Annotated in this window: 20 protein-coding genes; 6 read left to right on the forward strand and 14 right to left on the reverse strand. The window is 70.6% G+C overall.

From position 1 onward, the window contains the following. The 4 genes from VIP82_RS18550 to VIP82_RS18565 all read right to left on the reverse strand — a co-directional run. On the reverse strand, positions 1-280 hold a 280-nt coding region (locus tag VIP82_RS18550; RefSeq protein WP_331911323.1), incomplete at its 3' end, for a translation initiation factor IF-2 N-terminal domain-containing protein. Positions 281-371: 91 nt separating this feature from the next. After that, entirely contained in the window at positions 372-626 is a 255-nt protein-coding gene (locus VIP82_RS18555; RefSeq protein ID WP_331911325.1) for a YlxR family protein, read from the reverse strand. A 108-nt stretch (positions 627-734) separates the two neighbouring features. Further along, positions 735-1,724, reverse strand: a complete 990-nt coding sequence (gene nusA, locus VIP82_RS18560) for a transcription termination factor NusA (protein ID WP_331911327.1) — start codon at positions 1,722-1,724, stop codon at positions 735-737. 159 nt (positions 1,725-1,883) lie between these two features. Further along, entirely contained in the window at positions 1,884-3,875 is a 1,992-nt protein-coding gene (locus VIP82_RS18565; protein ID WP_414684702.1) for a lipase family protein, read from the reverse strand. Positions 3,876-4,000: 125 nt separating this feature from the next. On the opposite strand from VIP82_RS18565, the gene VIP82_RS18570 reads away from it, so the two are divergent. Next, a complete protein-coding gene (locus VIP82_RS18570) occupies positions 4,001-4,819 on the forward strand; it encodes a DUF1206 domain-containing protein (protein WP_331911331.1) in 819 nt (272 codons plus the stop codon). Between the two features lie 117 nt (positions 4,820-4,936). Continuing rightward, positions 4,937-5,458, forward strand: a complete 522-nt coding sequence (locus tag VIP82_RS18575; protein ID WP_331911333.1) for a pyridoxamine 5'-phosphate oxidase family protein — start codon at positions 4,937-4,939, stop codon at positions 5,456-5,458. Positions 5,459-5,519: 61 nt separating this feature from the next. Here VIP82_RS18575 and VIP82_RS18580 read toward each other — a convergent pair whose 3' ends face one another. The 6 genes from VIP82_RS18580 to VIP82_RS18605 all read right to left on the reverse strand — a co-directional run bounded on the left by VIP82_RS18580 (position 5,520) and on the right by VIP82_RS18605 (position 13,975). Next, positions 5,520-7,583, reverse strand: a complete 2,064-nt coding sequence (locus VIP82_RS18580; RefSeq protein ID WP_331911335.1) for a PhoX family protein — start codon at positions 7,581-7,583, stop codon at positions 5,520-5,522. A gap of 227 nt (positions 7,584-7,810) precedes the next feature. Next, positions 7,811-8,854 carry an LOG family protein gene (locus tag VIP82_RS18585; protein ID WP_331911337.1) on the reverse strand — a complete coding sequence of 348 codons (1,044 nt, stop codon included), beginning with the start codon at positions 8,852-8,854 and terminating at the stop codon, positions 7,811-7,813. A gap of 162 nt (positions 8,855-9,016) precedes the next feature. Then, positions 9,017-10,285, reverse strand: coding sequence for a glycosyltransferase (locus VIP82_RS18590; RefSeq protein WP_331911339.1), 1,269 nt, complete (start codon positions 10,283-10,285; stop codon positions 9,017-9,019). Between the two features lie 120 nt (positions 10,286-10,405). Then, positions 10,406-12,202, reverse strand: coding sequence for a proline--tRNA ligase (locus VIP82_RS18595; RefSeq protein WP_331911341.1), 1,797 nt, complete (start codon positions 12,200-12,202; stop codon positions 10,406-10,408). 40 nt (positions 12,203-12,242) lie between these two features. Continuing rightward, on the reverse strand, positions 12,243-13,439 hold the full coding sequence (locus VIP82_RS18600; RefSeq protein ID WP_331911343.1) for a hypothetical protein: 1,197 nt from the start codon (positions 13,437-13,439) through the stop codon (positions 12,243-12,245). Continuing rightward, complete coding sequence (locus VIP82_RS18605) at positions 13,436-13,975, reverse strand: RNA polymerase sigma factor (RefSeq protein ID WP_331911345.1); 540 nt, start codon at positions 13,973-13,975, stop codon at positions 13,436-13,438. Before VIP82_RS18605 ends, VIP82_RS18600 begins: the two co-directional genes overlap by 4 nt. Positions 13,976-14,101: 126 nt before the next feature. Between VIP82_RS18605 and VIP82_RS18610 the strand changes: the two genes are divergently transcribed. The 3 genes from VIP82_RS18610 to VIP82_RS18620 all read left to right on the forward strand — a co-directional run bounded on the left by VIP82_RS18610 (position 14,102) and on the right by VIP82_RS18620 (position 16,603). Then, a complete protein-coding gene (locus tag VIP82_RS18610; RefSeq protein ID WP_331911347.1) occupies positions 14,102-15,544 on the forward strand; it encodes an RNB domain-containing ribonuclease in 1,443 nt (480 codons plus the stop codon). A 9-nt stretch (positions 15,545-15,553) separates the two neighbouring features. Next, a complete protein-coding gene (gene pcp, locus VIP82_RS18615; RefSeq protein ID WP_331911349.1) occupies positions 15,554-16,189 on the forward strand; it encodes a pyroglutamyl-peptidase I in 636 nt (211 codons plus the stop codon). A gap of 108 nt (positions 16,190-16,297) precedes the next feature. Beyond that, complete coding sequence (locus tag VIP82_RS18620; RefSeq protein ID WP_331911351.1) at positions 16,298-16,603, forward strand: hypothetical protein; 306 nt, start codon at positions 16,298-16,300, stop codon at positions 16,601-16,603. A 12-nt stretch (positions 16,604-16,615) separates the two neighbouring features. On the opposite strand, the gene VIP82_RS18625 is transcribed toward VIP82_RS18620, so the two are convergent. The 4 genes from VIP82_RS18625 to ispG are packed head-to-tail and all read right to left on the reverse strand — an operon-like array spanning position 16,616 to position 20,636. Continuing rightward, positions 16,616-17,821 (reverse strand): benzoate/H(+) symporter BenE family transporter, encoded by a 1,206-nt coding sequence (locus VIP82_RS18625; protein ID WP_331911353.1) that lies wholly within the window; start codon positions 17,819-17,821, stop codon positions 16,616-16,618. Continuing rightward, the gene (locus VIP82_RS18630) at positions 17,818-18,564 is read right to left on the reverse strand and encodes a metallophosphoesterase family protein (protein ID WP_331911355.1); all 747 of its coding nucleotides are present in this window, start codon (positions 18,562-18,564) and stop codon (positions 17,818-17,820) included. Before VIP82_RS18630 ends, VIP82_RS18625 begins: the two co-directional genes overlap by 4 nt. Positions 18,565-18,603: 39 nt before the next feature. Continuing rightward, positions 18,604-19,485: a phosphotransferase gene (locus tag VIP82_RS18635; protein WP_331911357.1), complete on the reverse strand. Its 882-nt coding sequence runs from the start codon at positions 19,483-19,485 to the stop codon at positions 18,604-18,606. Continuing rightward, positions 19,485-20,636 (reverse strand): flavodoxin-dependent (E)-4-hydroxy-3-methylbut-2-enyl-diphosphate synthase, encoded by a 1,152-nt coding sequence (ispG, locus tag VIP82_RS18640; protein WP_308870094.1) that lies wholly within the window; start codon positions 20,634-20,636, stop codon positions 19,485-19,487. The genes VIP82_RS18635 and ispG overlap by 1 nt, the downstream gene beginning before the upstream one ends. Positions 20,637-20,774: 138 nt before the next feature. Here ispG and VIP82_RS18645 point away from each other — a divergent pair, with 138 nt between their 5' ends. After that, positions 20,775-22,010 (forward strand): low temperature requirement protein A, encoded by a 1,236-nt coding sequence (locus VIP82_RS18645; RefSeq protein WP_331911359.1) that lies wholly within the window; start codon positions 20,775-20,777, stop codon positions 22,008-22,010. The last annotated feature ends 131 nt before the right edge of the window (positions 22,011-22,141 follow it).

The raw sequence follows: 22,141 nt of genomic DNA on the forward strand, positions 1-22,141 counted from the left end.
CGGGCTTGACGGCCGGGCCGGGCTTGACCGCGGACGCACCGGGCTTCGCCGCCGAGGGGGCGGGCGATGCGGCAGCGGGCTTCGCTGCAGGTGCGCCGTCAGTCGACTTGCCGACGCCGTCGGCCTCGAGCGCAGCGCGCAGCTTGCGCGCCACGGGGGGTTCGATGGTGGACGAGGGGCTCTTGACGTATTCGCCGAGCGCCTTCAGCTTCTCGAGCGCGACCTTGCTGTCGACGCCGAGCTCGGAAGCGATCTCGTGCACGCGTGGTTTGGCAGCCACAAATTCTCCTGTCTGGGTCCACCCAGACAGGGCAGACCGTTAATCGCGGACGGGTCTCATTTCGAGCCGTTCACTTTGTTTCCATAGCCGTTCAGCCTTTTGTTCGCTGTAGGTACTGGTCGATGGTCTGCGTGTCAAGCGGGCCTGACACACGCAATGCGCGTACGAAGGCACGGCGCCGCAGGGCGGCATCCATGCACTCCGGTGTCTTGTGCACCCACGCGCCTCGTCCGGGCATCGATGCGCGCTCGTCGAGGACGAGGACGGAATCGATGGAGACCACCCTGAGGAGAGTGGACCGGGGAGCACGCGTGCGGCAACCGACGCACGTTCGTACAGGTTCCATTCTACACCCCGGGGCGATATGCCCCGGACCCCCTTCGTCTACACCCCGGGGCGATATGCCCCGGACCCCTTCCTCGCTCCGCGGAGCGGGCGGAGCCGCGGGAGCGGCTCAGCCCTCCTCGAGAATGCTGTCGGGCTGGATGTCGATCTTGGCGCCGGTGAGCTTGGCGGCCAGGCGGGCGTTCTGCCCCTCCTTGCCGATGGCGAGCGACAGCTGGTAGTCCGGCACGAGGGCTCGCACGGCCTTGTTCGAGGCATCCAGGACGAAGCTCGAGGTCACCTTCGCGGGCGAGAGCGCGTTCGCGACGAACTTCGCCAGCTCGGGGTCGTAGTCGACGATGTCGATCTTCTCGCCGCCGAGCTCCTCCGTCACGGCACGCACACGTCGGCCGAGTTCGCCGATGCAGGCGCCCTTGGCGTTGATGGACGGGTCGTTCGCCTTGACCGCGATCTTGGTGCGGTGACCGGCTTCGCGCGCGAGGGAGACGATCTCGACGAGTCCGGCAGGGATCTCGGGCACCTCGAGCGCGAACAGCTTCCGCACCAGACCGGGATGAGTGCGGGACACCGTGATCTGCGGTCCCTTCGTGCCCTTGGCGACCGACGTCACGTACACGCGCAGGCGAGCGCCGTGCGCGTAGTCCTCGCTGGGCACCTGCTCCTCGGGCGGCAGGATGGCCTCGACCGAGCCGAGATCCACGTGCACCATGCGCGGGTTCGGACCCTGCTGCACGATGCCGGCGACGATGTCGCCCTCCTTGCCGCGGAACTCGCCCAGGACGGCGTCGTCGGCGATGTCGCGCAGACGCTGGCTGATGACCTGCTTCGCGGCGAATGCGGCGATGCGGCCGAAGTCCTCGGGAGTCGACTCCTCCTCGCCGACGACAGCTCCTTCGTCGTCGAGGACGGGGATGAACACGGCCACGTGACCGGTCTTGCGGTCCAGTTCCGAGCGCGCGCCCTCCGGCAGTTCGCCGGTGGGCGACGTGTGCTTGGCGTAGGCGGTCAGGATCGCCTGTTCGATGATGCGAACGAGCTCGTCGAAGGGGATCTCCTTCTCGCGCTCGACAGTCCGCAGCAGTCCGAGATCGATGTCCACAGTGGCCTCCATATTCAGCTCTCACCGGCGCGTCGACGCGCGCCGGAACCCTACAACGTTACCCGATGGCGCGGCGCACGGTTCTGGGAGTCCGATGCACGGCTGAGGGGGCTCGCAGGGGGTCCGGCGAGCAGACCTCGGTGGCGGGGTTCTGGGCGCCTACTCGGTCGGACAGTCGTCGACGTGCGTGGCGGCGTGACGGAACCGCGCGTCGGTCCAGTTGATGAGCACGGGCACGAAATGCGAGCCCGGGAGCAGGGTGCGCAGGTGGTCGTAACCGCGGTATTCGAGGCTGCGGACCTGGTTGCCCTGCGCGCACAGCCGATCGACGAACTCGTGCTGCAGGTGAGGTGGGATGACCTCGTCCTCGTCGCCCCAGGCGATGAGGATCGGCTGCTCCCAGGGGCCGGTGGGCGTGTTGTCCTCGAGGCGACGGCCGAGCGTGCCGGTGGTGAGGTCGCCCACGAACAGCGGGCGGTCCTCGGAGACGCCCAGCGCCGTCGCCACCGACACGATGACGCCGGGCTCGGACGGACACCGCTGCGTCATCTCGCGGACGATAGCCTCCGAGCCCGGGGCGATGTAGTCCGTGAGGTCCACGTCGTCGTAGGTGTCGGCGTACGGCACGAGCACCCAAGAGATGAGGATGGACAGCAGCGCGTTGGCATCGCCGCTGGTCAGCTCCTCGGCCAGCTCGACCGGCTCGGCGGCCGGCGCCAGCAGCGCCGTGCCCCGGATATCGAGGTCGGGTGCGTAGTCGTCGGCGATCTGCGACGTCCACAGCGCCGCGTGGCCGCCCTGCGAGTGTCCCCAGACGACGGTTCGGCTCGACAGTGTGAGATCGTCCAACTCGCCCGCGGCGGCCACCGCGTCGAGTGAGGACCGCGCTTCGCCGCGGCCGATGAGATAGGGAAAGACGCCTGGCGCACCCTGGCCGGAGTAGTCGGACGCCACGACGACCCATCCGCGTGCGAGCGCCTGATCGAGACCCGGTATCGCCCACTTCGTGGCGGAGGCGTCACGCAGGCTGGGCGCGCAGCCGCGGGCGACGCCGGTCGTCCCGTGGTTCCAGACGACGACCGGCCGCGGGCCCGGCGGCGCCTGCTGCGGCACGATCACGAGTGCGCTCGCCACCGCGGGCTGTCCGTTCGCGTCGCGGGTCGTGTAGAGAATTCGGCGGACGTCGGCGCCGGAGGGCTTCTGCCCCGAGAAGTCGTCGGTACGGATCAGACGCCCGTGCTCGTAAGGCACGACGGTCGGCGGGTCGTAGAAGGCGTCCACGACCTGCGCGCCGTCCTCGAACCAGCCGTTCGCCCACCACCCACCGGCGGCGAGCGCCACCAGCAGTGCGGAGAGGGCGTACCGGCCGGCGGCCAGCCAGGCGGCGCGCGCGCGACGCCGCCTCGGCGCAACCGCAGAAGGGGTGGAGGCGGGTCCCGCGGCGGAGGCGGATCCCGCGGCCTGAGGCGCCGCCTCTGCCGAAGCGGGAGCCGCACCCGAGCGGTCGGGGACCTCTCGCGCCGACGTGCCTGTCTTCTCTCGTACCCGTCCAGGCTCACCGGTGGCGGGCACCGAGCGCCTGCCCTCGACGAACGCGCGCACGGCGCGGACGAGCATGGACGCGCCGAAGATCACCGTCCGCACCCCGAAGATCAGCGCGACGACGAGCACCGTCACGTCGGGCCAGGCATACGACAGGATGCCGAACGCGATCTGCGCCCCGCCCCAGACGCCGGCGAGCACGCGCTGGCTGACACTCCCCCGCCGCACCGCGTCGTAGACCGAGGCCAGGCCGCCGAGCACCAGCAGCACCGCGATGATCTCCGGGAGAAGCTCCAGGGTGCGGCCGAGGCCGAGGAGGATCGCAAGTCCCAGCGCGATCCACACGACGCCGAAGCCGACGCGGGACCACAGCGCCGTCTCGGGCGCCGCGATCAGCCGTGCCACGCCGGAGAAGATGGCACTCAATCCCACGTAGACGGTGAGGAGGACCAGCGAGGTGAGAGGCCGGGTCACGATGAGGAGTCCGACCAGCAGCGAGAGCGCGCCCACCACGACGAGCACCGCCGGCGGAGCCCCGCGCACGAGTCGCGGCACGACGCTCCATCCGGACGGGAGCGGTCGACGGTCCTCGCGGATCATCCGCCCCATGATAGGTCCGCTCGCCGATGGACGCCTGAGGCCGCACCGCGGCGGACCCTCGTGGTGGTCCAGGCATCCCGCATGATCCGCGTCAAGCCCCGCGTTCCGCGGAATGCCGGGTCTACCGTGAACACGTGAAAGCGAACGCGAAGCAACTGGCCCGCGAGGCGGAGTCCAGCGCCGTCTTCGAGGCCGTGGCGCGCGCCGGATACGTCGCCAACGGCGTGATCCACCTGCTGATCGGGGTCATCGTCATCGTGCTCGCTGCGGGCGGGCGCGGCGAGGGCGACCAGGCGGGTGCGATGAAGGCGGTGGCGGGCGCCCCGGCCGGCTTCGTCGTCCTCTGGCTCATCGCCGTCGGACTGTGGGCGCTGGGCGTGTGGCACGCGGCCGAAGGGCTCCTCGCGCGTGACCGATCGGGCGACGCGAAGGGCGCCGCGCGCAAGTGGGGCCGACGGCTGGCCGAATGGGGGCAGGCCGCGGTCTTCATCGCACTGGGCATCATCTCGGCGGCGGTGGCGATGGGCGCGCGACCCGACGCCGAGGAGGCCGCCGAGGACGCGAGCCGCGGACTGCTGGAGGTGCCCGGCGGTCCGGTCCTGCTCGGGCTCATCGGTCTCGGCATCGCAATCGGCGGCATCGCCTTCATCGTGATGGGGATCATGCGGAGCTTCCGCACACGCATGCGCATCCCGGACGGCAAGCGCGGACGCACGCTCACGACGCTCGGGATAGTCGGCTTCGTCGCCAAGGGCGTGGCCCTCACGATCGTCGGGGTGCTGCTCGTCATCGCCGCGGTGGCCACGGACGCCGAGACCGCCGGCGGGCTGGACGGCGCGGTCGACGCGCTGCTCGCCCTGCCGTTCGGTCCGGCGCTCGCCTGGACGGTCGGCGTGGGCTTCATCGCCTATGGCATCTTCACCGTCGCCCGCGCCCGCGTCGCTCGGATGTGAGTGCATGCGGAGCCCTCGACCGAGGACGGATGCGGATGCCGCGGCGGGCGTGGAGGGTGCAGCATCCTTGCTGTCAATGCCCTGGAGGAGATCCGCGGCATCGCCGATTCTGAGGGCATGACACACACAGAAGAAGATCTCGTCACCGGCCCGGAGGCGATCGCCCGGGTCAAGGAGCTGGTCGAGGACATCGACTTCACGATGCTCACCACCCGGGATGCCGCGGGCAATCTCGTGAGCCGTCCGATGAGCACGCGGCAGATGGACGACGCGGGCGACATCTGGTTCTTCACCCTCGCGGGAACCGGCAAGGTCGCCGAGGCCCAGGCCGACCCGCAGCACGACGTCGGACTGTCGTACCTCGATCCGAAGGGTCACCGGTACGTCTCGGTCGCGGGGCGCGCCGAAGTCGTGCGCGACGAGGCGAAGATGAAGGAGCTCTACTCCCCCAGCCTCGACATCTGGTTCGAGGACGGACTGGACACCCCCGGCATCGTGCTGCTGCGCGTGACACCCGTGGAGTGCGAGTTCTGGGAGCCGCGTCACGGCAAGCTCGTCACCGCAGCGGGGATGCTCAAGTCGCTGGTGACGAAGGACACGCCCGACGACACCATGTCGCACGGCAAGGTCAGCTGCTGACCGGCGCCGGATGCCGCGCCGCCTGAGATCAGGCGGCGCGGCATCTCTCGTCGGCGGTCGCTCAGGCGCGGTAGACCTGCACCACCGACGGGCGCGGCGCCGTCGGCACGGCGCCCGGCAGGGTCGACCCGTAGTCGGGGAACAGGGAGGTCGGCGACGCGAACGTGCCGCCCTCACCGGGATGCTGCACCGCGACGAAGACGAGGCCTTCCTCGTCGTGGATCACCGGGCCGCAGGTCTCAGCCTCGCGCGGCACGGAGAGGAACTGCTGCACGTGGCCGCGCTCGGCACCCTCGAGCGGCACGAGGAAGAGCCCGTCGTTGTAGCCGATCGTGCTGGGCGCACCGTCGGTGGAGATCCAGAGGTTGCCGGCCGAGTCGAACGCGACGTTGTCGGGGCAGGAGATCGGCGACACGAGCTCCTGGGGGAAGCCGGCGAAGTACGAGTTGGCGAAGGTCGCCGGGTCACCGCAGAGGAGCAGGATGCTCCAGCCGAAGGTGGTTCCCGACTGCCCTGCCGTCTCGGTCAGCTCCACCACGTGCCCGTAGCGGTTGCCGGTGACCGGGTTGGTCTCGTCGATCGTCGCGGCGGAGCGGGCGGAGTTGTTCGTGAGTGCCAGGTACACCTTGCCGGTCTTCGGGCTCGGCTCGACGTCCTCCGGACGGTCCATCTTCGTCGCGCCGACCGCATCCGCCGCGAGGCGCGTGTAGACGAGGACCTGCTCGGTCGTGAAGCCGGGCACGACGCTCTGACCGTTCTGCGTGAGCGGGATCCAGCGGCCCGAGCCGTCGAACAGCCCATCGCTCGGAAGCGCTCCGGTGCCGAGGATCTCGCCGGCCGGCGAGTTGCCCGAGAACTTCGCGACATACAGGTCGCCCTCGCTCAGCAGCTGCAGGTTCTTCCTGCGCGAGCCCGAGATCTTGTTCTTCGAGACGAACTTGTACAGGTAGTCGTTGCGCTCGTCGTCGCCCATGTACGCGACCACGTGGCCGTCCTCGGCCACGATGACGTTCGCACCCTCGTGCTTGAAGCGGCCCATCGCGGTGTGCTTGCGGGGCGTCGAGCTCGGATCCTGCGGGTCGATCTCGACGATGTAGCCGAAACGGTTGGGCTCGTTGACGTAGTCGGCGTTGTGCGCGTCGAAGCGGGGGTCGTACTTCTCCCACCCCGTGGAGGTGGACGTCGACGGCGTGGCCTGGTAGCGCTTCTGGGCCGGAGTGTCGGCCGCCCACGCGAAGTAGCCGTTGAAGTTCTCCTCGCCCGACAGGATGGTGCCCCACGGGGTCGTGCCGCCGGCGCAGTTGCCGAGCGTGCCGTGCACCCAGCGACCCTCGGGATCGGCGGCCGTCTTCACCAGGTCGGTGCCGGCCGCAGGACCGGTCAGCTCGAACACCGTCTCGACCGTGATCCGGCGGTTGCGTGAGCCGTCGACGACGTACGACCACGGCTCACCGGTGCGCTTGCGGCGGATCTCGACCACCGACATGCCCTGCGCCGCCTTGAACACGTCGCCGCGGCGCTGCAGCTCTGCCGGGTCGCTCGACGGCGGGAACATGATCTCGGGATTGACGTACTCGTGGTTGTTCACGAGGACGCCCGTCTTGCCGCTCGGGTCGGCGACGATGTCGAGGTAGTCGCAGTTGTAGCCGAACTGCAGGGCCTGAGCCGCCGGCGACTGGCCGTTGATGTCGAAGGCGGGGGCGTTCGAGAACAAAGGGTCGCCCCACCGGATGATGGGCCGCCAGGTGTAGCCCGAGGGAACCGTGACTTCATCGACGAGCCGGTTCACCGGGGCGATCGGGTCGAACGCCAGGCTGCCACCGACGGGGCGCGCGAACGCCGCACCCGCTCCTCCGACGCCTGCCGAGCCGGGCGCCGACAGCGGCGTCTGCGACCGAAGGCCACCGACGGCGATCGCGAGCGCACCCGCGGCGCCGAGACCGAGGAGCGCACGGCGCGACAGTGCAGCCGAGGCCACCTCCTGGAAGGTCTCGTTGTGCGAGGAGTTGCACTCCGGCCCGAGGCACGCATTCGCGCACTTGTACTGGCACGTCGCCGCGAGGCGCTTGCCGCGCGCATGGTCGGCGAGGGGAAGGGAACGGCGGAATCCTTCGATGATGCTCACGAGGGCCCTCTCTGCAGGCGTGGCGGCGTCGGCCGGGAATGCCGTCAGCCTCGCCCCGTGCGGCGACGCCCACCGGAACCGCAGGTGAACGGCGAACGACGGACGCATGAGAACGGCCTCATCCAATCCACCGGTGCCGCGGCCCTCATCCAGGAGACGGATGCCGCGGCGCGCCCGCCCTGCTCAGCGCGGCCCCTCGCCACCTGGTCGGCCTCAGCGGCGACGGATCAGGCCGCCGGCGCAGAGTCCAGCGCGTTGACCGCCGCGATCAGGCGGTACAGCTCGCCCACGCGGAACTGGTTGAGCCGCAGCACCAGGCGCGGCAGCTCGATGCGGTCGTCGTCCTCACGCTCGATGGTGAGCGGGCCGCGGCGCTCGATGCGGCCGTCGGCGAGCAGGGCGCCGAACTCTGCGTTCAACGCCGAGACCTCGGCATCCGTCGGCTCGCTCTTCAGCCGCAGCACCAGGCGCTTGCCGACCCACCTCAGCGAGTCGTAGTTGCGGTAGAAGCCGGTCAGCGCGGCCACTGCGGACTCGACGGAGTCGGTCACCACGACGCGATCGAAATCGCCCTCGGAGATGACCCCCGACGGAATCAGGTGATCGTCGACGAAGCGTCGGAGTCCCGACCAGAAGGTTCCACCCGGCGCGTCCAGGAGCACGATCGGCATCGGGTCGGCCTTCCCGGTCTGCTGCAGAGTGAGCAGTTCGAACATCTCATCCAGCGTGCCGAACCCGCCGGGCACGCACACGAAGCCCTTCGACTCCTTCACGAGCATGAGCTTGCGCGTGAAGAAGTACTTCATGGTGACGTTCCGCGCGTTCTCGCCGACGATCGCGTTCGGCTTCTCCTCGAAGGGCAGCCGGATCGAGACGCCGAGGGAGTTGTGGGCACCGGCTCCTTCCGCGGCCGCCTGCATGATCCCCGGGCCTGCGCCCGTCACGACCAGCCACCCGCTCTCCGCCAATGCGGCGGCGACCTCCGATGCCTGACGGTAGAGCGCGTCGTCGGGGAGCGTGCGGGCCGAGCCGAAGATCGTCGCCTTCGGCAGGTCCTCGTATGGCGCGAACAAGTGGAACGCGGCGCGCATCTCGGTGAGCGCCGCGCTCGCGATCTTCAGGTCGAGCCGGTCGGCGCGGTCCATGCCCAGCCCGATCCCGGTCGCGACGATGCGGGCGACGAGATCGGCGTTGTCGGTGATCCCCGCATCAGCGAGCATCCCGCGCATGTCCTCGGTCACTTCAGGGGGCACCGCAGCGCTGTGGTTCATGCCTCCACGTTGCCACGTCCCGCGCGTGCGCGGGCCGACGCGAGCGGAGCGCCCGGATCTCCCGTTCCGACCCGAGGGTCGCACGACGTTCGGCGTGCCGTGAGGCGACAGGGACACGTGCGGCGGGTGCCGCGTTCCTCGAGGCGAGGACGACGCCGCCGGTCAGCGCAGGTCTTCGATGAGTTCGGCGGCGTGCATCGCGCCGCCGAGCGCGGCCAGCTCGGCGCTCACCCGAACCGCCGCCTCTCGGAACGACCGTTCGTCACGAATCCGGTCGACGGCAGCGCCGACGGCATCCGCCTTCGGCGTGCCCGTGCGGAGGTTCACGCCCGCCCCGCTCCACGCGACGCGAGCAGCGACCTCGGGCTTGTCGAGGTCGCCACCGGCGAGGACGAGCGGGATCCCGTGACCGAGAGCCGCGATCGTGCCGCCCCAGCCGCCGTTCGTGACGGCGAGATCGACCCGCGGCAGCAGCGCGCCGAACGGGGCGAGGCCGGTCACCCGCGCGTTCCCGGGCACCGGAAAGGGAAAGGCGTCGCGTCCAGCCACGCCCGTTGTCGCCACCACGATCACGTCTCGGCCTTCCAGCGCACTCAGAGCGGGCCGCACGAGGTCCTCGGGGTCGATGTTCTGCGTGCCCTGTGTCACCAGCACGACCCGCCGCCCGTCGAGGTCGCCCCACCACGACGGGAGTTCGGCCGGGCTCGTCGGGATCGCATGCACCGCCAGTTCGCCGACGAAGTGCAGCTGCGGCGGACGATCCGAGCGGCCGTAGTCGAGCGACGGCGAACCGCTTGCGGCGATCAAGGTGGGCGAGAACACCAGCCGGTCCATCGTCCTGCCGCTCGGCCGCAGTCCCACTGCCCGTTCCGCCTCGCCGATCGCCCGCGTGAGCGGCCTCGAGATGACAGGAACCAGGCCGCGCAGGGCGGCGTCACGCGCCTTCGTGACCGGATTGCCCCCCGGGCGGATCCCCATCCCGCTCGGCGGGCCCGCCGGGCCCGGCAGATTCAGCGGCAGCACGGCGACGGTGGCCCACGGCATCCGATTCCGCTCGCTGAACAGCACCGCTCCGACGGAAGTCTCGTCGGCGACGAGCACATCCCACGGCGCGCGCTCCCACTCGGAGGTGAGATCGGCCACCTGTGCGGGCGCCGTGCCGATGAAGCAGTCGACCATGTTGACGAGAAGCTGCTGCACGCCCTTCCTGCCGAGGAGGCGCGGAAACGTGGTGGACAGGTCGTTCTCATCGAAGTCGGGGGCGGCCCGCCACGGCACGAGGCGCGCGCCGGCCGCCTCGACCCGGGAGCGGAACCGCGATCCCGTGGAGAACCGCACATCGTGCCCACGGTCGACGAGCTGCCGTGCGACCGCGGTCATCGGCGCGACGTGACCGGTGAACGGCATCGCGGTCACCAGGATGCGACTCATGTGCGACATCCTGCCGGGTGGCAACTCGCCCACGCCAGTGTGCTCAGCCGGGGCGAACTGCGACGTCTGGCTCCCGTGCGGCCGTGCGAACCGAGGCGCCGCTGACCTCGAGCGCGGCGCTCAGCCGTGCAGCCGCGCGACGGCTTCGCCCACCGGCACGACCTCGCGTTCGCCGGTGCGGCGGTCCCAGAGCTCGACCTGGCCCTCGGCGGCGCCACGGCCGACGATGACGATCTTGGGCACTCCGACGAGCTCGGCGTCGCCGAACTTCACGCCCGGAGACACCTTGGGACGGTCGTCGTAGAGCACGTCGAGGCCGGATGCGTCCAGATCGGCCGACAGCTTCTCGGCCACGTCGAACATGACGGCCTCGCGCCCGGCCGCGACGACGTGGACGTCGAACGGCGCCACCGACGGCGGCCAGATGAGACCTTTGTCGTCGTTGTTGAGCTCGGCGATGATCGCCAGGATGCGGGTGACGCCGATGCCGTACGAGCCCATCGTGACGGTGACGAGCTTGCCGTTCTCGTCGAGGACCTTGAGCCCCAGCGTCTCGGCGAAGAAGCGGCCCAGCTGGAAGACGTGCCCGATCTCCATGCCGCGAGCGAGCTCGACCGGCCCCGAGCCGTCGGGCGCCGGGTCTCCGGCCCGCACGTTCGCGACCTCGACGAAGCCGTCACCGGCGAAGTCCCGGCCGGCGACGAGAGTGTGGACGTGCTTCTGGTCGATGTTCGCGCCGGTGATCCAGGCGGTGCCGTCGGCGACACGAGGATCGAGAAGAAAGCGGATGCCGGTCGCCGACTCCTCGCCGAGGACGGCGCCGGTCTCGGACCACGGACCGATGTAGCCCTTCACGAGCAGCGGGTGCTTCTCGAAGTCCTGCTCTGTGGCGGGCTCGACGGCCGCGGGTGCGAAGGCCACCTCGACGCGCTTGTCATCGATGTCGCGGTCGCCGGGGACGCCCACGACGACGAGCTCGCGGGTGCCGTCGAGATGGGTGAGGGCGAGCACGACGTTCTTGAGCGTGTGCGCCGCCGTCCACTCTGCGGCGCCGTCCGTTGCGGGGCCGGCGATCCCCGACGCGGGAGCGTCGAGATGCGCGTTCGCGTGGTCGACCAGCGTCTGGATCGTCGGGGTGTTCGGAGAGTCGAAGATCACCGGTGCGCCGATGCCGTCGAAGGGGATCGGCGCCGGTGCGGTGGTCGTGTACGCCTCGACGTTCGCGGCGTAGCCGCCCGCGGACCGGACGAAGGTGTCCTCGCCGACGGCCGTGGGGTGCAGGAACTCCTCCGAGCGGGCGCCGCCCATCAGCCCGTTGTCGGCGGCGACGATGACGTACTCGAGTCCGAGGGCCTGGAAGATCCGCTCGTAGGCGTCGCGCTGCGACTGGTACGAGGCATCCTGCCCCTCGTCGGTGTAGTCGAACGAGTACGCGTCCTTCATCGTGAACTCGCGCCCGCGCAGAAGGCCGGCACGCGGACGGGCCTCGTCGCGGTACTTGTCCTGGATCTGATAGATCGTCAGCGGCAGGTCCTTGTACGACGAATACAGGTCCTTCACGAGGAGTGTGAACATCTCCTCGTGCGTCGGCGCGAGCAGATAGTCGGCGCCCTTGCGGTCCTGCAGGCGGAAGATGCCGTCGCCGTACGAGGTCCAACGGCCCGACGCTTCATACGGGTCGCGCGGCAGCAGCGCCGGGAAGTGCACCTCGTACGCGCCCGCGCTCGTCATCTCGTCGCGGATGACCTTCTCGATCTTCGCCTTGACCTTGAGCCCGAGCGGGAGCCAGGTGAACACACCCGGCGCGGCACGCCGGATATAGCCGGCGCGCACGAGCAGCCGGTGGCTCGTCACCTCCGCGTCGGCGGGGTCTTCACGGAGCGTGCGGAGGAAGAAGTGCGACAGACGGGTGACCACGAGGGTCAAGTCTAGGACGCACGGATGCCGCCGCCCGGCGTCACGGGTGCATCATCCCGAAGACCACCGAGGCGAGCGGCGCCGCGTCCGCCGTGTTGCGTGCCCAATCCGGCGTCACCATCAGGATGTTCACGCCGTCCGTCGCGACGATCACCGAGCCGGAGCCTTCGTAGCGGTCGAGACCCGGGACGACCACCGAGGCGTCTGCGCCGTCTACGCTCACGGGCTGCGCGTCCGGCGACTCGAGGGCGGTCTGGACGGCGATCGCACCACCCGGCACCACGTCGATGCGGACCACCTCCCCGCGCGATGTGTCTCCGCTGCCGGCGGTGAAGTGGAGATCGCACCACGTCGTCGCACCGGCGAACAGCGCGATGCCCTCGGGCCGGTCTTGCGAATACCAGGACGTGCTCTGCTCTGCGGCGAGTGCGACCCGCTCGAAGCCATAGAGCGCCGGGTCGATCGACGCGGCGATCTGGGCGCAGTCCGGCAGTTGCCACCAGCCCGCCGCCCGTGTCGCCGGGCTCGGAGCGGGGTGGGCGGCAAGTGCGGAGGAAGCCGTCGCGAAGAGCTGGGACACGCCTGCGGGGGACACGTCGCCGATGGGCCCGGAGGCTCGCACCAGCATCCACGTGCCGTCGACCACTCCCGCGTGCGTGCACTCGATCCGTGCGTCGTCGCCTTCGAACTCCGTGCACCCGGTGACGGCGCCGTCCCGGACACCGTCGCTCACGACGCTCTCGGGGTATGCGTAGAGGTGGACCGTCGCCGCGAGGTACACACCGTCTGAGACCCACACGCAGTCGATTCCCCCGAGCACGTCATTCGCGCCCGTCTTCCACCGGTAGTCCGACACGACCATGTCGATTCCGGTGGCGGTCTCGACCGCCGTCTCATCCAGCGCATTCGCGCAACTTCCCGCGAAAGGGGTGACGCCCTCGGCGGACGCGACCGGAACCGAGGGCGCGGGCGTCCCGGTCGGAGTCGGGTCGGGCACCGGTGACGGAGTCGGGGTGGCCGATTCGGTCACCGTAGGGGCCGGAGCCGGCTTGGCGTCGGACCCCAGCAGTGCCGCGGTGGCCAGGGCACCGCCTGTCACGACGCCGATGAGGACGAGTGCCACCGCACCCGCCACCACCTGCATGCGGCGTCTTCCAGCCGGGCGGATGCGCTGTGCTCCGGCGAGCACGAGGTCCCGCATCTCGGTCTGCTCGTACGGGGTGAGTTCGTCGTTCATGCCCATGCTCCCTCGATGGAGGTCATGTCTTCGCGCAGCTTCGCCTTCGCGCGGGCGAGCCGCGATTTCACGGTGCCGACGGGGATGCCGAGCGTCTCGGCCGCGGCTCGCTCGGGGTATCCCTCGAGCACGGTGAGCACGACCACGCTCTGCTCACGAGCCGGGAGCCGGCGAAGCGCGGCAAGCACGCCGGTCTCGTCTGCAGCGGCGGGCGGCGGATGATGGCCGTCCGCGGGGGTCCGCGCGAGCAGCGCCCGATACCTACGAGCGGACCGCTCGAGATTCCGCGCGGTGTGGGACACCGTGTTGAGGAGCCACGGGAGCGGGGAGCCGTCGACGAGACGAACCGTCTCGCGCTTGCGCCAGAGCTCGAAGAACGCGATGGTGACGGCATCCTTCGCGTCCTCGCGTGAGGAAAGGAGGCGGCGCGCGTGGCGGAACAGTCGTGCCTCGTGGCGGTCGAACAGGGTACCCAACGCCGATTCGTCGCCGTTGCGCACCCGTCCCCACAGGGCCGCGTCTTCGTCCTCGCTCATACCTAGTAGTGTCCGCGATCCCGCGAAAGGTTCCCGCCCGTTCGGAGATTCTCGGAGCATCGGCCGCAGATCGCCCGCCGGCGAGTGTCGGCGCCCCCGCGCCGGCCGTCTGCCTACACTGAGCGGGTGCCCGCCCGTCGCCCCCGAGTGGTCCCCGCGCGGGCCCACGACGACCTGACCGAGTCGCTCGCGCAGCTGCGTACGGAGCTCGACCTTCCGACCGGCTTCCCGGCGGCGGTGGAGGCCGAGGCACAGCAGGCGGCGCGCAGCGTTCCGACCGATCCGGCGACGGCGCAGCTCGACGACCTGCGCGACATCGAGTTCCTCACGATCGATCCTGCGGGCTCCACGGATCTCGATCAGGCGCTGCACCTCGAGCGCACGCCGACGGGGGCGGTGCTCCACTACGCCATCGCCGACCTGCCGGCGTTCGTGACGGCGGGCGGCGTCGTCGACGACGAGGCGCGCCTGCGCGGGCAGACGCTGTATGCGGCCGACGGCCGGATCCCGCTGCATCCGCCGGCCCTCAGCGAGGACGCCGCCTCGCTGCTGCCCGGGCGCGAGCGACGCGCGTTCGTGTGGCGATTCGTGCTCGACGACGGCGCACGGCCGGTCGAGACCACCCTGCTCCGCGCGGTGATCCGCTCGCGCGCCCAATGGACCTACGTGGATGCCCAGGCCGCGATCGACGCGGGCACCGCGCCGGATGCCCTGCAGGCGCTCGCCTGGTTCGGGCCGCTGCGCCGGCAACGCGAGGCGGAGCGCGGCGGCGTGAGCCTGAACGTGCCGGAGACCCGCATCGTCGCCGACGATTCGGGTTACCGCCTCGAACGGGACGCGCCGCTGGCGGTCGAGGACTGGAACGCGCAGGTCTCCCTGCTGACGGGCATGGCGGCGGCCGATCTCATGCTGCGCGGCGGGGTCGGCATCCTCCGCACCATGCCGGCCGCCGACCCCGACGACGTCGCAGCATTCCGTGCGCAGACGGTGGCACTGGGGCTCCCCTGGACCGCAGGCGTCTCGTACGGCGACTATCTGCGCACGCTCGATCGCGATCAGCCGGCCGCGCTGGCGATCCTGGATGCCGCCGCGGGCCTGTTCCGCGGAGCCGGCTACGTCGCCTTCGACGGCGGCGCACCCGCCGATCCGCTGCAGGCTGCGATCGGCGCGCCCTACGCCCACGCCACCGCTCCGCTGCGCCGGCTGGTGGATCGGTGGTCGCTCGTCACGTGTGAAGCGCTGGCGAATCAGCGCGAGGTGCCGGTGTGGGTGCGGGAGAGCCTGCCGACGCTTCCCCAGATCATGGCGCGCAGTGACGGCGTGGCGAACCGGCTGGATGCCGCCACCCTCGACCGGGTCGAGGCGGCACTGCTCTCGCGGCATGAAGGGCAGCTCTTCGAGGCCGTGGTGCTCGGCCGCCGCAACGACGGCGCGCGGGTGCAGCTGACGGATCCACCGGTGACCGCCAAGGTGGCCGGGCTGGACGCCGCCCCGGGATCCACGGTGCGGCTGCGTCTCCGGAGCGCCTCCATCGCGACGGGAACCATCGTGCTGGAGCCCACCGCCTAGCCTGGTGTCGTGACGACCGTGCTGCTGACCGGGTTCGAGCCGTTCGGCGGCGACGCCGCCAACCCCTCCGGCGAGGCCGTCCACCGCGTCGCCGCCCACTGGGACGGGCCCGAGATGCTCATCACGGCCGTGCTGCCGGTCACGTTCACCGGCGCGGCCGGGCGCCTGCGGGAGCTCGTCGCCGTGCACCGGCCGGATGTCGTGATCGCCACCGGGCTGGCAGGCGGACGCGCCGCGATCGGCGTCGAGCGCGTCGCCGTGAACCTGGTGGACGCCCGCATCCCCGACAACGTCGGCGAGCAGCCCGTCGACGTGCCGAGCGTGCCGGGAGCCGCGACGGCGCACTTCGCCACGCTGCCGGTGAAGGAGATCGCACGGCGGATCGCCGGCGCCGGCATCCCTGCGGAGGTGTCGTACTCGGCGGGCACGTTCGTCTGCAACCACGTCTTCTTCACGGCGCTCGAGGCGGCGGCATCCGGAACCCGTGCGGGATTCATCCACGTACCGTGGTCTGCCGAGCACGCGCCCTCCGCCGATTCGGCGATTCTCCCCCTCTCGGACATCGCCCGCGCGCTCGAGATCGCCGTGCGCACCAGCCTCGATGTGACCGCGGACGCGTCCACGCCCGGCGGCACACTCCACTGACGGCCGATCGGTCCCTCTCGCGCCGGTGGAATACTCGGCCGCTCCGAGCGCTTGAACGACTCCACTGCCTATTGCCCGCTGTTGCGGATGCCGCACCCGAGGAGTCCCATGAGCGACACTGCCACCGACATCGCCGCCGCCGCCGAAGGAGACCTCGAGAAGCCTGCCGCACCGGCCGCACCGGTTGCGCCGCCTTCGGTCCACGTGCGCGCGGTCGTGACGTGGCTGGCGATCTTCCCGCTCGTGTCGATCGGCATGCTGCTGCTCGGTCCGGTGTCGGAGTCATGGCACCCGATCCTGCGCGCGCTCGTGCTCACGGCCGTGGTCGTGCCGCTCGCGGTCTACGTCGTCGTGCCGCGCCTCCTCGGCGCCTACGTCGCACTCAGCCGCCGACGGGCCGCCCGGCGCCGCTGAACCCGGTGATCCTCAGCGCGAGCGGCGTCCCGCGTGGAGCACCTCGCGCACCACGAGTCCCGCGACCAGCGCCCAGAATGCCGCGCTGACGCCCGCGATCGCCACACCCGACGCCGCGACCAGGAACGTCACCACAGCCGGCAGCCGCTCCCCCGGGTCATCGATCGCCTGCTGCACGGCGGAGCCGAACGCGCCGAAGAGTGCGATGCCGGCCACCGCCGGGATGACGGCCTCCGGCGACACCACCACCAACGCGACGAGTGCCGCCGACAGACCGCCGAGCACGATGCCGCCGGCCCCGGTCGACACCCCGGCGACCCAGCGCCGCTTCGCATCGGGGTCGGCGTCGGGCCCCGCGGCGAGCGCCGCGCTGATCGCGGCCAGGTTGATCGCATGCCCGCCGGCGGTCGCTCCGAGGGCGGTGCCGACGCCGGTCACGAGCATTGCGGGTCGCCAGGGCACCTCGTAGCCGAAGCTGCGCATGATGGCGACGCCCGGGACGTTCTGCGAGGCCATCGTCACCAGGAAGAGCGGCAGCGCCAGACCGACGATGGCGCCGACCGTGAAGACGGGCGCCGTGAACTCGAGCCGGGGCACCAGCAGGGCGGGGTCTACCGTCTCGCCGGAGACCACGACGTGCACCCCGATGACGACCGATGCCGCGACGAAGGCCAGCGGCACCGCCCAGCGCGGCGCCACGCGCACGAACACCAGCCAGGTGAGCAGCACGGGGACGACGCCCCACGGGTTCGCCACGACTCCGGTGACCGGCGCCAGACACAGCGGCAGCAGCACACCCGCGAGCATCGCCTGGGCGATCGACGGGGGGATCCGGGCGATCAGGCGGCCGAGCTGCGGCCAGAGCGCCGTCAGCAGGATCAGGGCGGCCGTCACCAGGAACGCTCCGACGGCGGCAGGCCAGCCGCCCTCGACGGAGCCCGTGGCGGCGAGGACCGCGGCGCCGGGCGTCGACCACGCCACCGTGATCGGCATCCGGTACCGCCATGCGAGCACGATCGCCGAAGCGCCCATCGTCAGGCACAGCACCAGCAGGCCGCTCGCCGCCTGCGGGCGCGTGGCGCCGACCGCGTCGAGACCGGTGAGCACGACGGCGAAGGAGCTCGTGACCCCGACGAGCGCGGTCACGATCCCGGCGACGATCGGCCGCGACAGCGGCGCGGCGGCCTCCGTCGGCGCCGAGCCGGCGGCGGCGCTCATGCGCCCTGCCGTCCACGGTACACGGCGGTGCGGAGCTCGACCTCCCAGACGTCGCGCTGTGGCATGCCGGCGGCCTGCGCCGCCGCGACCTCGGCGTCGACGTCGTACGGCACCCGCACGAAGCGCACCTCGAACGGCGCGCGCTCGGCGGCGTCGAGCACGCCCTCGAGGATCACGTAGCTCGGCGTCGGCTCGTCGAGCGGGTTGCCGACGCTGCCGGCGTTGAAGAGGGTGCGGCCGTCGCGGGACTCGAGATACGTGTCGTGGATGTCGCCGTAGCCGACGACGGTCGGCTCGGGTCCGTCGCCGGTCATCGCGGTGGCGCGGAACATGCCGTCGAACTCCTCGTCGGTGTGATGGAACCGCACCCGCACGTGCGGGCTCTCGGCCGACGCATGGAACAGCCGGATCCGCCGGCCGCTCATCACGAGGTCGTGGCTGAGCGCGAGGCCCCCGAGCCAGCTGCGCTGCTCCGGCGAGAGCTCGTCCCGCCACCACCGCATCTCCTCCGGCTGGTCGTCGCCGACGGTGCCGATGAAGTCATCCCAGTTGCCTCGGATGTTCACCTCGCACACGTCGCGCACGCGCTCGGTCGCGGCCGCGCCGCGCGGCCCCTTGCCGATGTTGTCGCCCAGGTTGATGATCCGGCCGATGCCACGGGCGGCGATGTCGTCGAGCACCGCTTCGAGAGCGGTCAGATTCCCGTGGACGTCGGAGATGAGGGCGATCCGGTCGAGAGGCATTCTCGGATCATGCCATGCCGCCCGGCGGGACAGCGGTCGTCAGCGCTCGAACTCCGCGAGCACGTCGGCGATCATGCGATGGCCCTGCGCCTCGAACGACTCATCGCCCACCTGGTGCGCCCAGCAGGCGGTGCCGATGGCCTCGCGCAGGCGCAGCAGGAGCCAGTGAGACGGACCGAAGGCTCGGTCGGATGCACCGGAGCCGAGCCGCGGATCATGGCCGTACCCCTCGAAGAACGCGGTCTCGCACGCCGGGTTCTCACGCCACTCCTGCGCTGCGAGCCGCACGAAGTCGGTCGCGGCCGGGCGGAACGCGAACCTGCCGAAGTCGATCACGCGGACCACGCCGGCGTCCACCAGCCAGTTGCGCGGCTGCCAGTCGCCGTGCGTGGGAACGAGGTCCGCGTCGATCGGAGGCAGCGCGGCGAGCGCGTGTCGGAGCCGCGCCTGCAGGTCGGGCGCGATGGCGTCGGACGTGTCGAGCCAGAGCAGGGCGCGACGCGTGGCCGCGGCATCCGCTCCGTCCGACGGACGGGCGGCCTGGTCGTGGAACTGCCGCAGCAGCTCTCCCGCGCGGCGGTGGATCTCGGGGTCCACACCTGTGGGCGTCCGGTACGCGAGCTCACCCGGCAGCCACTCGAGCACCAGCACGCGCGCCGCACGGTCCGAGTGCAGCAGTCGCGCCGCGCGGCCGCCCTGCTGCCACACCGAGACGAAGCCGCCCTCGTGTGCATCGAGCTCGCGACCGAGATGGTGGTCGCCGTCGCCGGACGCCTTGACGATCAGCTCGCGAGCGGCGTGCCGGACCCGGAGCACGACCGTCTCCACCTGGTTCCAGCTGAGGTCGTCGACGACCTCGGCCCCCGGCAGCCACGCGTCGACGCGGGCGCGCTGCAGGGCCGACAGGCGGCCCAGACCCATCAGGACGTGACGACCTGCGCGGTGCCGACGGGAGCGCCCGGGCCCATCTCGTCGGCGATGCGGTTGGCCTCTTCGATGAGCGTGGCGACGATGTCCGCCTCGGGCACGGTCTTGATGACCTGTCCCTTCACGAAGATCTGCCCCTTGCCGTTGCCCGAGGCGACGCCGAGGTCGGCCTCACGGGCCTCACCGGGGCCGTTGACGACGCAGCCCATGACCGCGACGCGCAGCGGCACCGTCATGTCCTTCAGGCCCTCGGTGACGTTGTCGGCGAGCGTGTAGACGTCGACCTGGGCACGGCCGCAGGACGGGCACGACACGATCTCGAGCTTGCGCTCGCGCAGGTTCAGCGACTGCAGGATCTGGTGGCCGACCTTGACCTCTTCGGCGGGCGGCGCCGACAGCGACACGCGGATCGTGTCGCCGATGCCCTCGGCGAGCAGGATGCCGAACGCGGTCGCCGACTTGATCGTGCCCTGGAATGCCGGCCCCGCCTCGGTCACACCGAGGTGGAGCGGCCAGTCGCCGCGCTCGGCGAGCAGACGGTAGGCCTTGACCATCACGATCGGGTCGTTGTGCTTGACCGAGATCTTGAAGTCGTGGAAGTCGTGCTCCTCGAAGAGCGACGCCTCCCACACGGCGCTCTCGACGAGCGCCTCGGGGGTCGCCTTGCCGTACTTCTCGAGCAGGCGCCGGTCGAGAGAGCCGGCGTTGACGCCGATGCGGAGCGAGACGCCGGCCGCCTTCGCGGCGGCGGCGATCGCGCCGACCTGGTCGTCGAATTTGCGGATATTGCCCGGGTTCACGCGCACCGCGCCGCAGCCGGCGTCGATGGCCTGGAACACGTACTTGGGCTGGAAGTGGATGTCGGCGATCACCGGGATCTGGCTCTTCTTCGCGATGATGTGCAGCACGTCGGCGTCGTCCTGCGAGGGCACGGCGACGCGCACGATCTCGCAGCCCGACGCGGTGAGCTCGGCGATCTGCTGCAGCGTGGCGTTGATGTTGGTCGTCGGCGTGGTGGTCATCGACTGCACGCTCACCGGGGCATCGCCACCCACCAGCACCTTGCCCACCTTGATCTGGCGGGTCTTGCGACGGGGGGCGAGCGTTTCGGGGACCTTGGGCATCCCGAGATTGACGGCTGGCACGTCACCAGCCTACGCGGCAGGGCGCCCGGCGGCCTCGGCGTCACCGGGAGACGTCTGCCGAAGTGCTGAGCGGATGCCGGAACCGACGAGCAGCCGCTCGCTTTCAGGTGCGTCGCGCTGACGGTGTATCTTCCCGCCATGAGCCTGAGCCACCATCTCGGACGCATGACCGGCAGGGACCCGAACGAGGCGCACCGGACAGCGACCCCCCTGGAGCTGCTGTTCGACCTGACGTTCGTCGTCGCCTTCAGCCAGATCTCGTCGCAGATGGCCCACTACCTCGAGCTGGGGCACGTCAGCTCGGCCCTGATCGGGTTCGCCTTCTCGACCTTCGCGGTCACCTGGGCATGGATCAACTACAGCTGGCTCGCGTCGGCGTACGACACCGACGACATCTACTTCCGCGTCTCGACGCTGGTCGTGATGGTGGGCGTGCTGATCGTCGCCCTCGGCGTGCCTGACGTGTTCCACTCCATCGACGGCGGCCACTACCTGGACAACACCGTCATGGTCGTCGGATACGTCGTCATGCGCGTCGCCACGATCGCGCTCTGGATACGCGCCGCCGTCCAGGACGAAGCGCGCCGCAAGACGTGCCTCGCCTACATCGTCAACGTCTCGATCGCGCAGCTCGGATGGATCGTGCTGATCTTCCTCAATCTGCCCGTCGGCACGACCCTGGTCTTCACGACGCTGCTGATGCTGTTCGAGCTGGCGGGACCGCTGTTCGCCGAGACGCGATTCGGGCCCACGCCGTGGCACCCCCACCACATCGCCGAGCGCTACGGACTCCTCGTCATCATCACGCTCGGCGAGGTCATCCTCGGCACGATCCTGGCGATATCCGCGGTCATCCAGGACGACGTCTGGTCCTTGGAAGCGGCCCTGATCGCGTTCGGCGGCACCGCTCTGGCGTTCGGCATGTGGTGGAACTACTTCGTCATCCCGTTCGGCGAGGTGCTCGAGCGGCATCGCTGGCGAGGATTCCCGTGGGGCTACCTGCACCTCTTCGTCTTCGGCTCGCTGATCGCCGTCGGCGCGGGACTCCACGTCGCCGCCAACGTCATCTCGCACCACGCACACGTCGACGAGACCTTCGCGGTGCTCAGCATCGCGATTCCGGTGCTCGTCTACGAGACGTTCCTGTTCGGCATCTACGCGCTCACCGTGATGCAGTTCGATCCGTTCCACATCTGGCTCTACCTGGGCTCGGTCGCGGCGCTCGCCGCGAGCGTCATCGCGGTCACGCTCGGCGCGTCGCTCGGGGTGGCGCTGCTGCTCATCGCGTGCGCGCCCGCCGTGGTGGTGGTCGGCTACGAGACCGTGGGCTGGCGTCACGGCGCCGAGATCCTGGAGCGGGCGCGGCAGACGTAACGTCGCCGACGGGGCCCACGAGCGGTGTGGTAGGTTCGGCGCATGTCCGCACGCCTCACCTGGTGGCTCACCGCATAGGCGGTGGGTTTCGCGCGACCCAGACCGCCCTCGGGGCGGTCTTCTTTTTCGTA

Source organism: Microbacterium sp. (assembly GCF_036566905.1).
In the GTDB taxonomy this organism is placed as follows: domain Bacteria; phylum Actinomycetota; class Actinomycetes; order Actinomycetales; family Microbacteriaceae; genus Microbacterium.

What these genes read in the sequence shown, in the direction of transcription:
- VIP82_RS18555 (WP_331911325.1), bottom strand. Translation starts at nt 626, where the DNA reads ATGGAACCTGTACGAACGTGCGTCGGTTGCCGCACGCGTGCTCCCCGG.
- VIP82_RS18565 (WP_414684702.1), bottom strand. Translation starts at nt 3,875, where the DNA reads ATGGGGCGGATGATCCGCGAGGACCGTCGACCGCTCCCGTCCGGATGG.
- VIP82_RS18575 (WP_331911333.1), top strand. Translation starts at nt 4,937, where the DNA reads ATGACACACACAGAAGAAGATCTCGTCACCGGCCCGGAGGCGATCGCC.
- VIP82_RS18585 (WP_331911337.1), bottom strand. Translation starts at nt 8,854, where the DNA reads ATGAACCACAGCGCTGCGGTGCCCCCTGAAGTGACCGAGGACATGCGC.
- VIP82_RS18590 (WP_331911339.1), bottom strand. Translation starts at nt 10,285, where the DNA reads ATGAGTCGCATCCTGGTGACCGCGATGCCGTTCACCGGTCACGTCGCG.
- VIP82_RS18600 (WP_331911343.1), bottom strand. Translation starts at nt 13,439, where the DNA reads ATGAACGACGAACTCACCCCGTACGAGCAGACCGAGATGCGGGACCTC.
- VIP82_RS18605 (WP_331911345.1), bottom strand. Translation starts at nt 13,975, where the DNA reads ATGAGCGAGGACGAAGACGCGGCCCTGTGGGGACGGGTGCGCAACGGC.
- VIP82_RS18620 (WP_331911351.1), top strand. Translation starts at nt 16,298, where the DNA reads ATGAGCGACACTGCCACCGACATCGCCGCCGCCGCCGAAGGAGACCTC.
- VIP82_RS18625 (WP_331911353.1), bottom strand. Translation starts at nt 17,821, where the DNA reads ATGAGCGCCGCCGCCGGCTCGGCGCCGACGGAGGCCGCCGCGCCGCTG.
- VIP82_RS18630 (WP_331911355.1), bottom strand. Translation starts at nt 18,564, where the DNA reads ATGCCTCTCGACCGGATCGCCCTCATCTCCGACGTCCACGGGAATCTG.
- VIP82_RS18635 (WP_331911357.1), bottom strand. Translation starts at nt 19,485, where the DNA reads ATGGGTCTGGGCCGCCTGTCGGCCCTGCAGCGCGCCCGCGTCGACGCG.
- VIP82_RS18645 (WP_331911359.1), top strand. Translation starts at nt 20,775, where the DNA reads ATGAGCCTGAGCCACCATCTCGGACGCATGACCGGCAGGGACCCGAAC.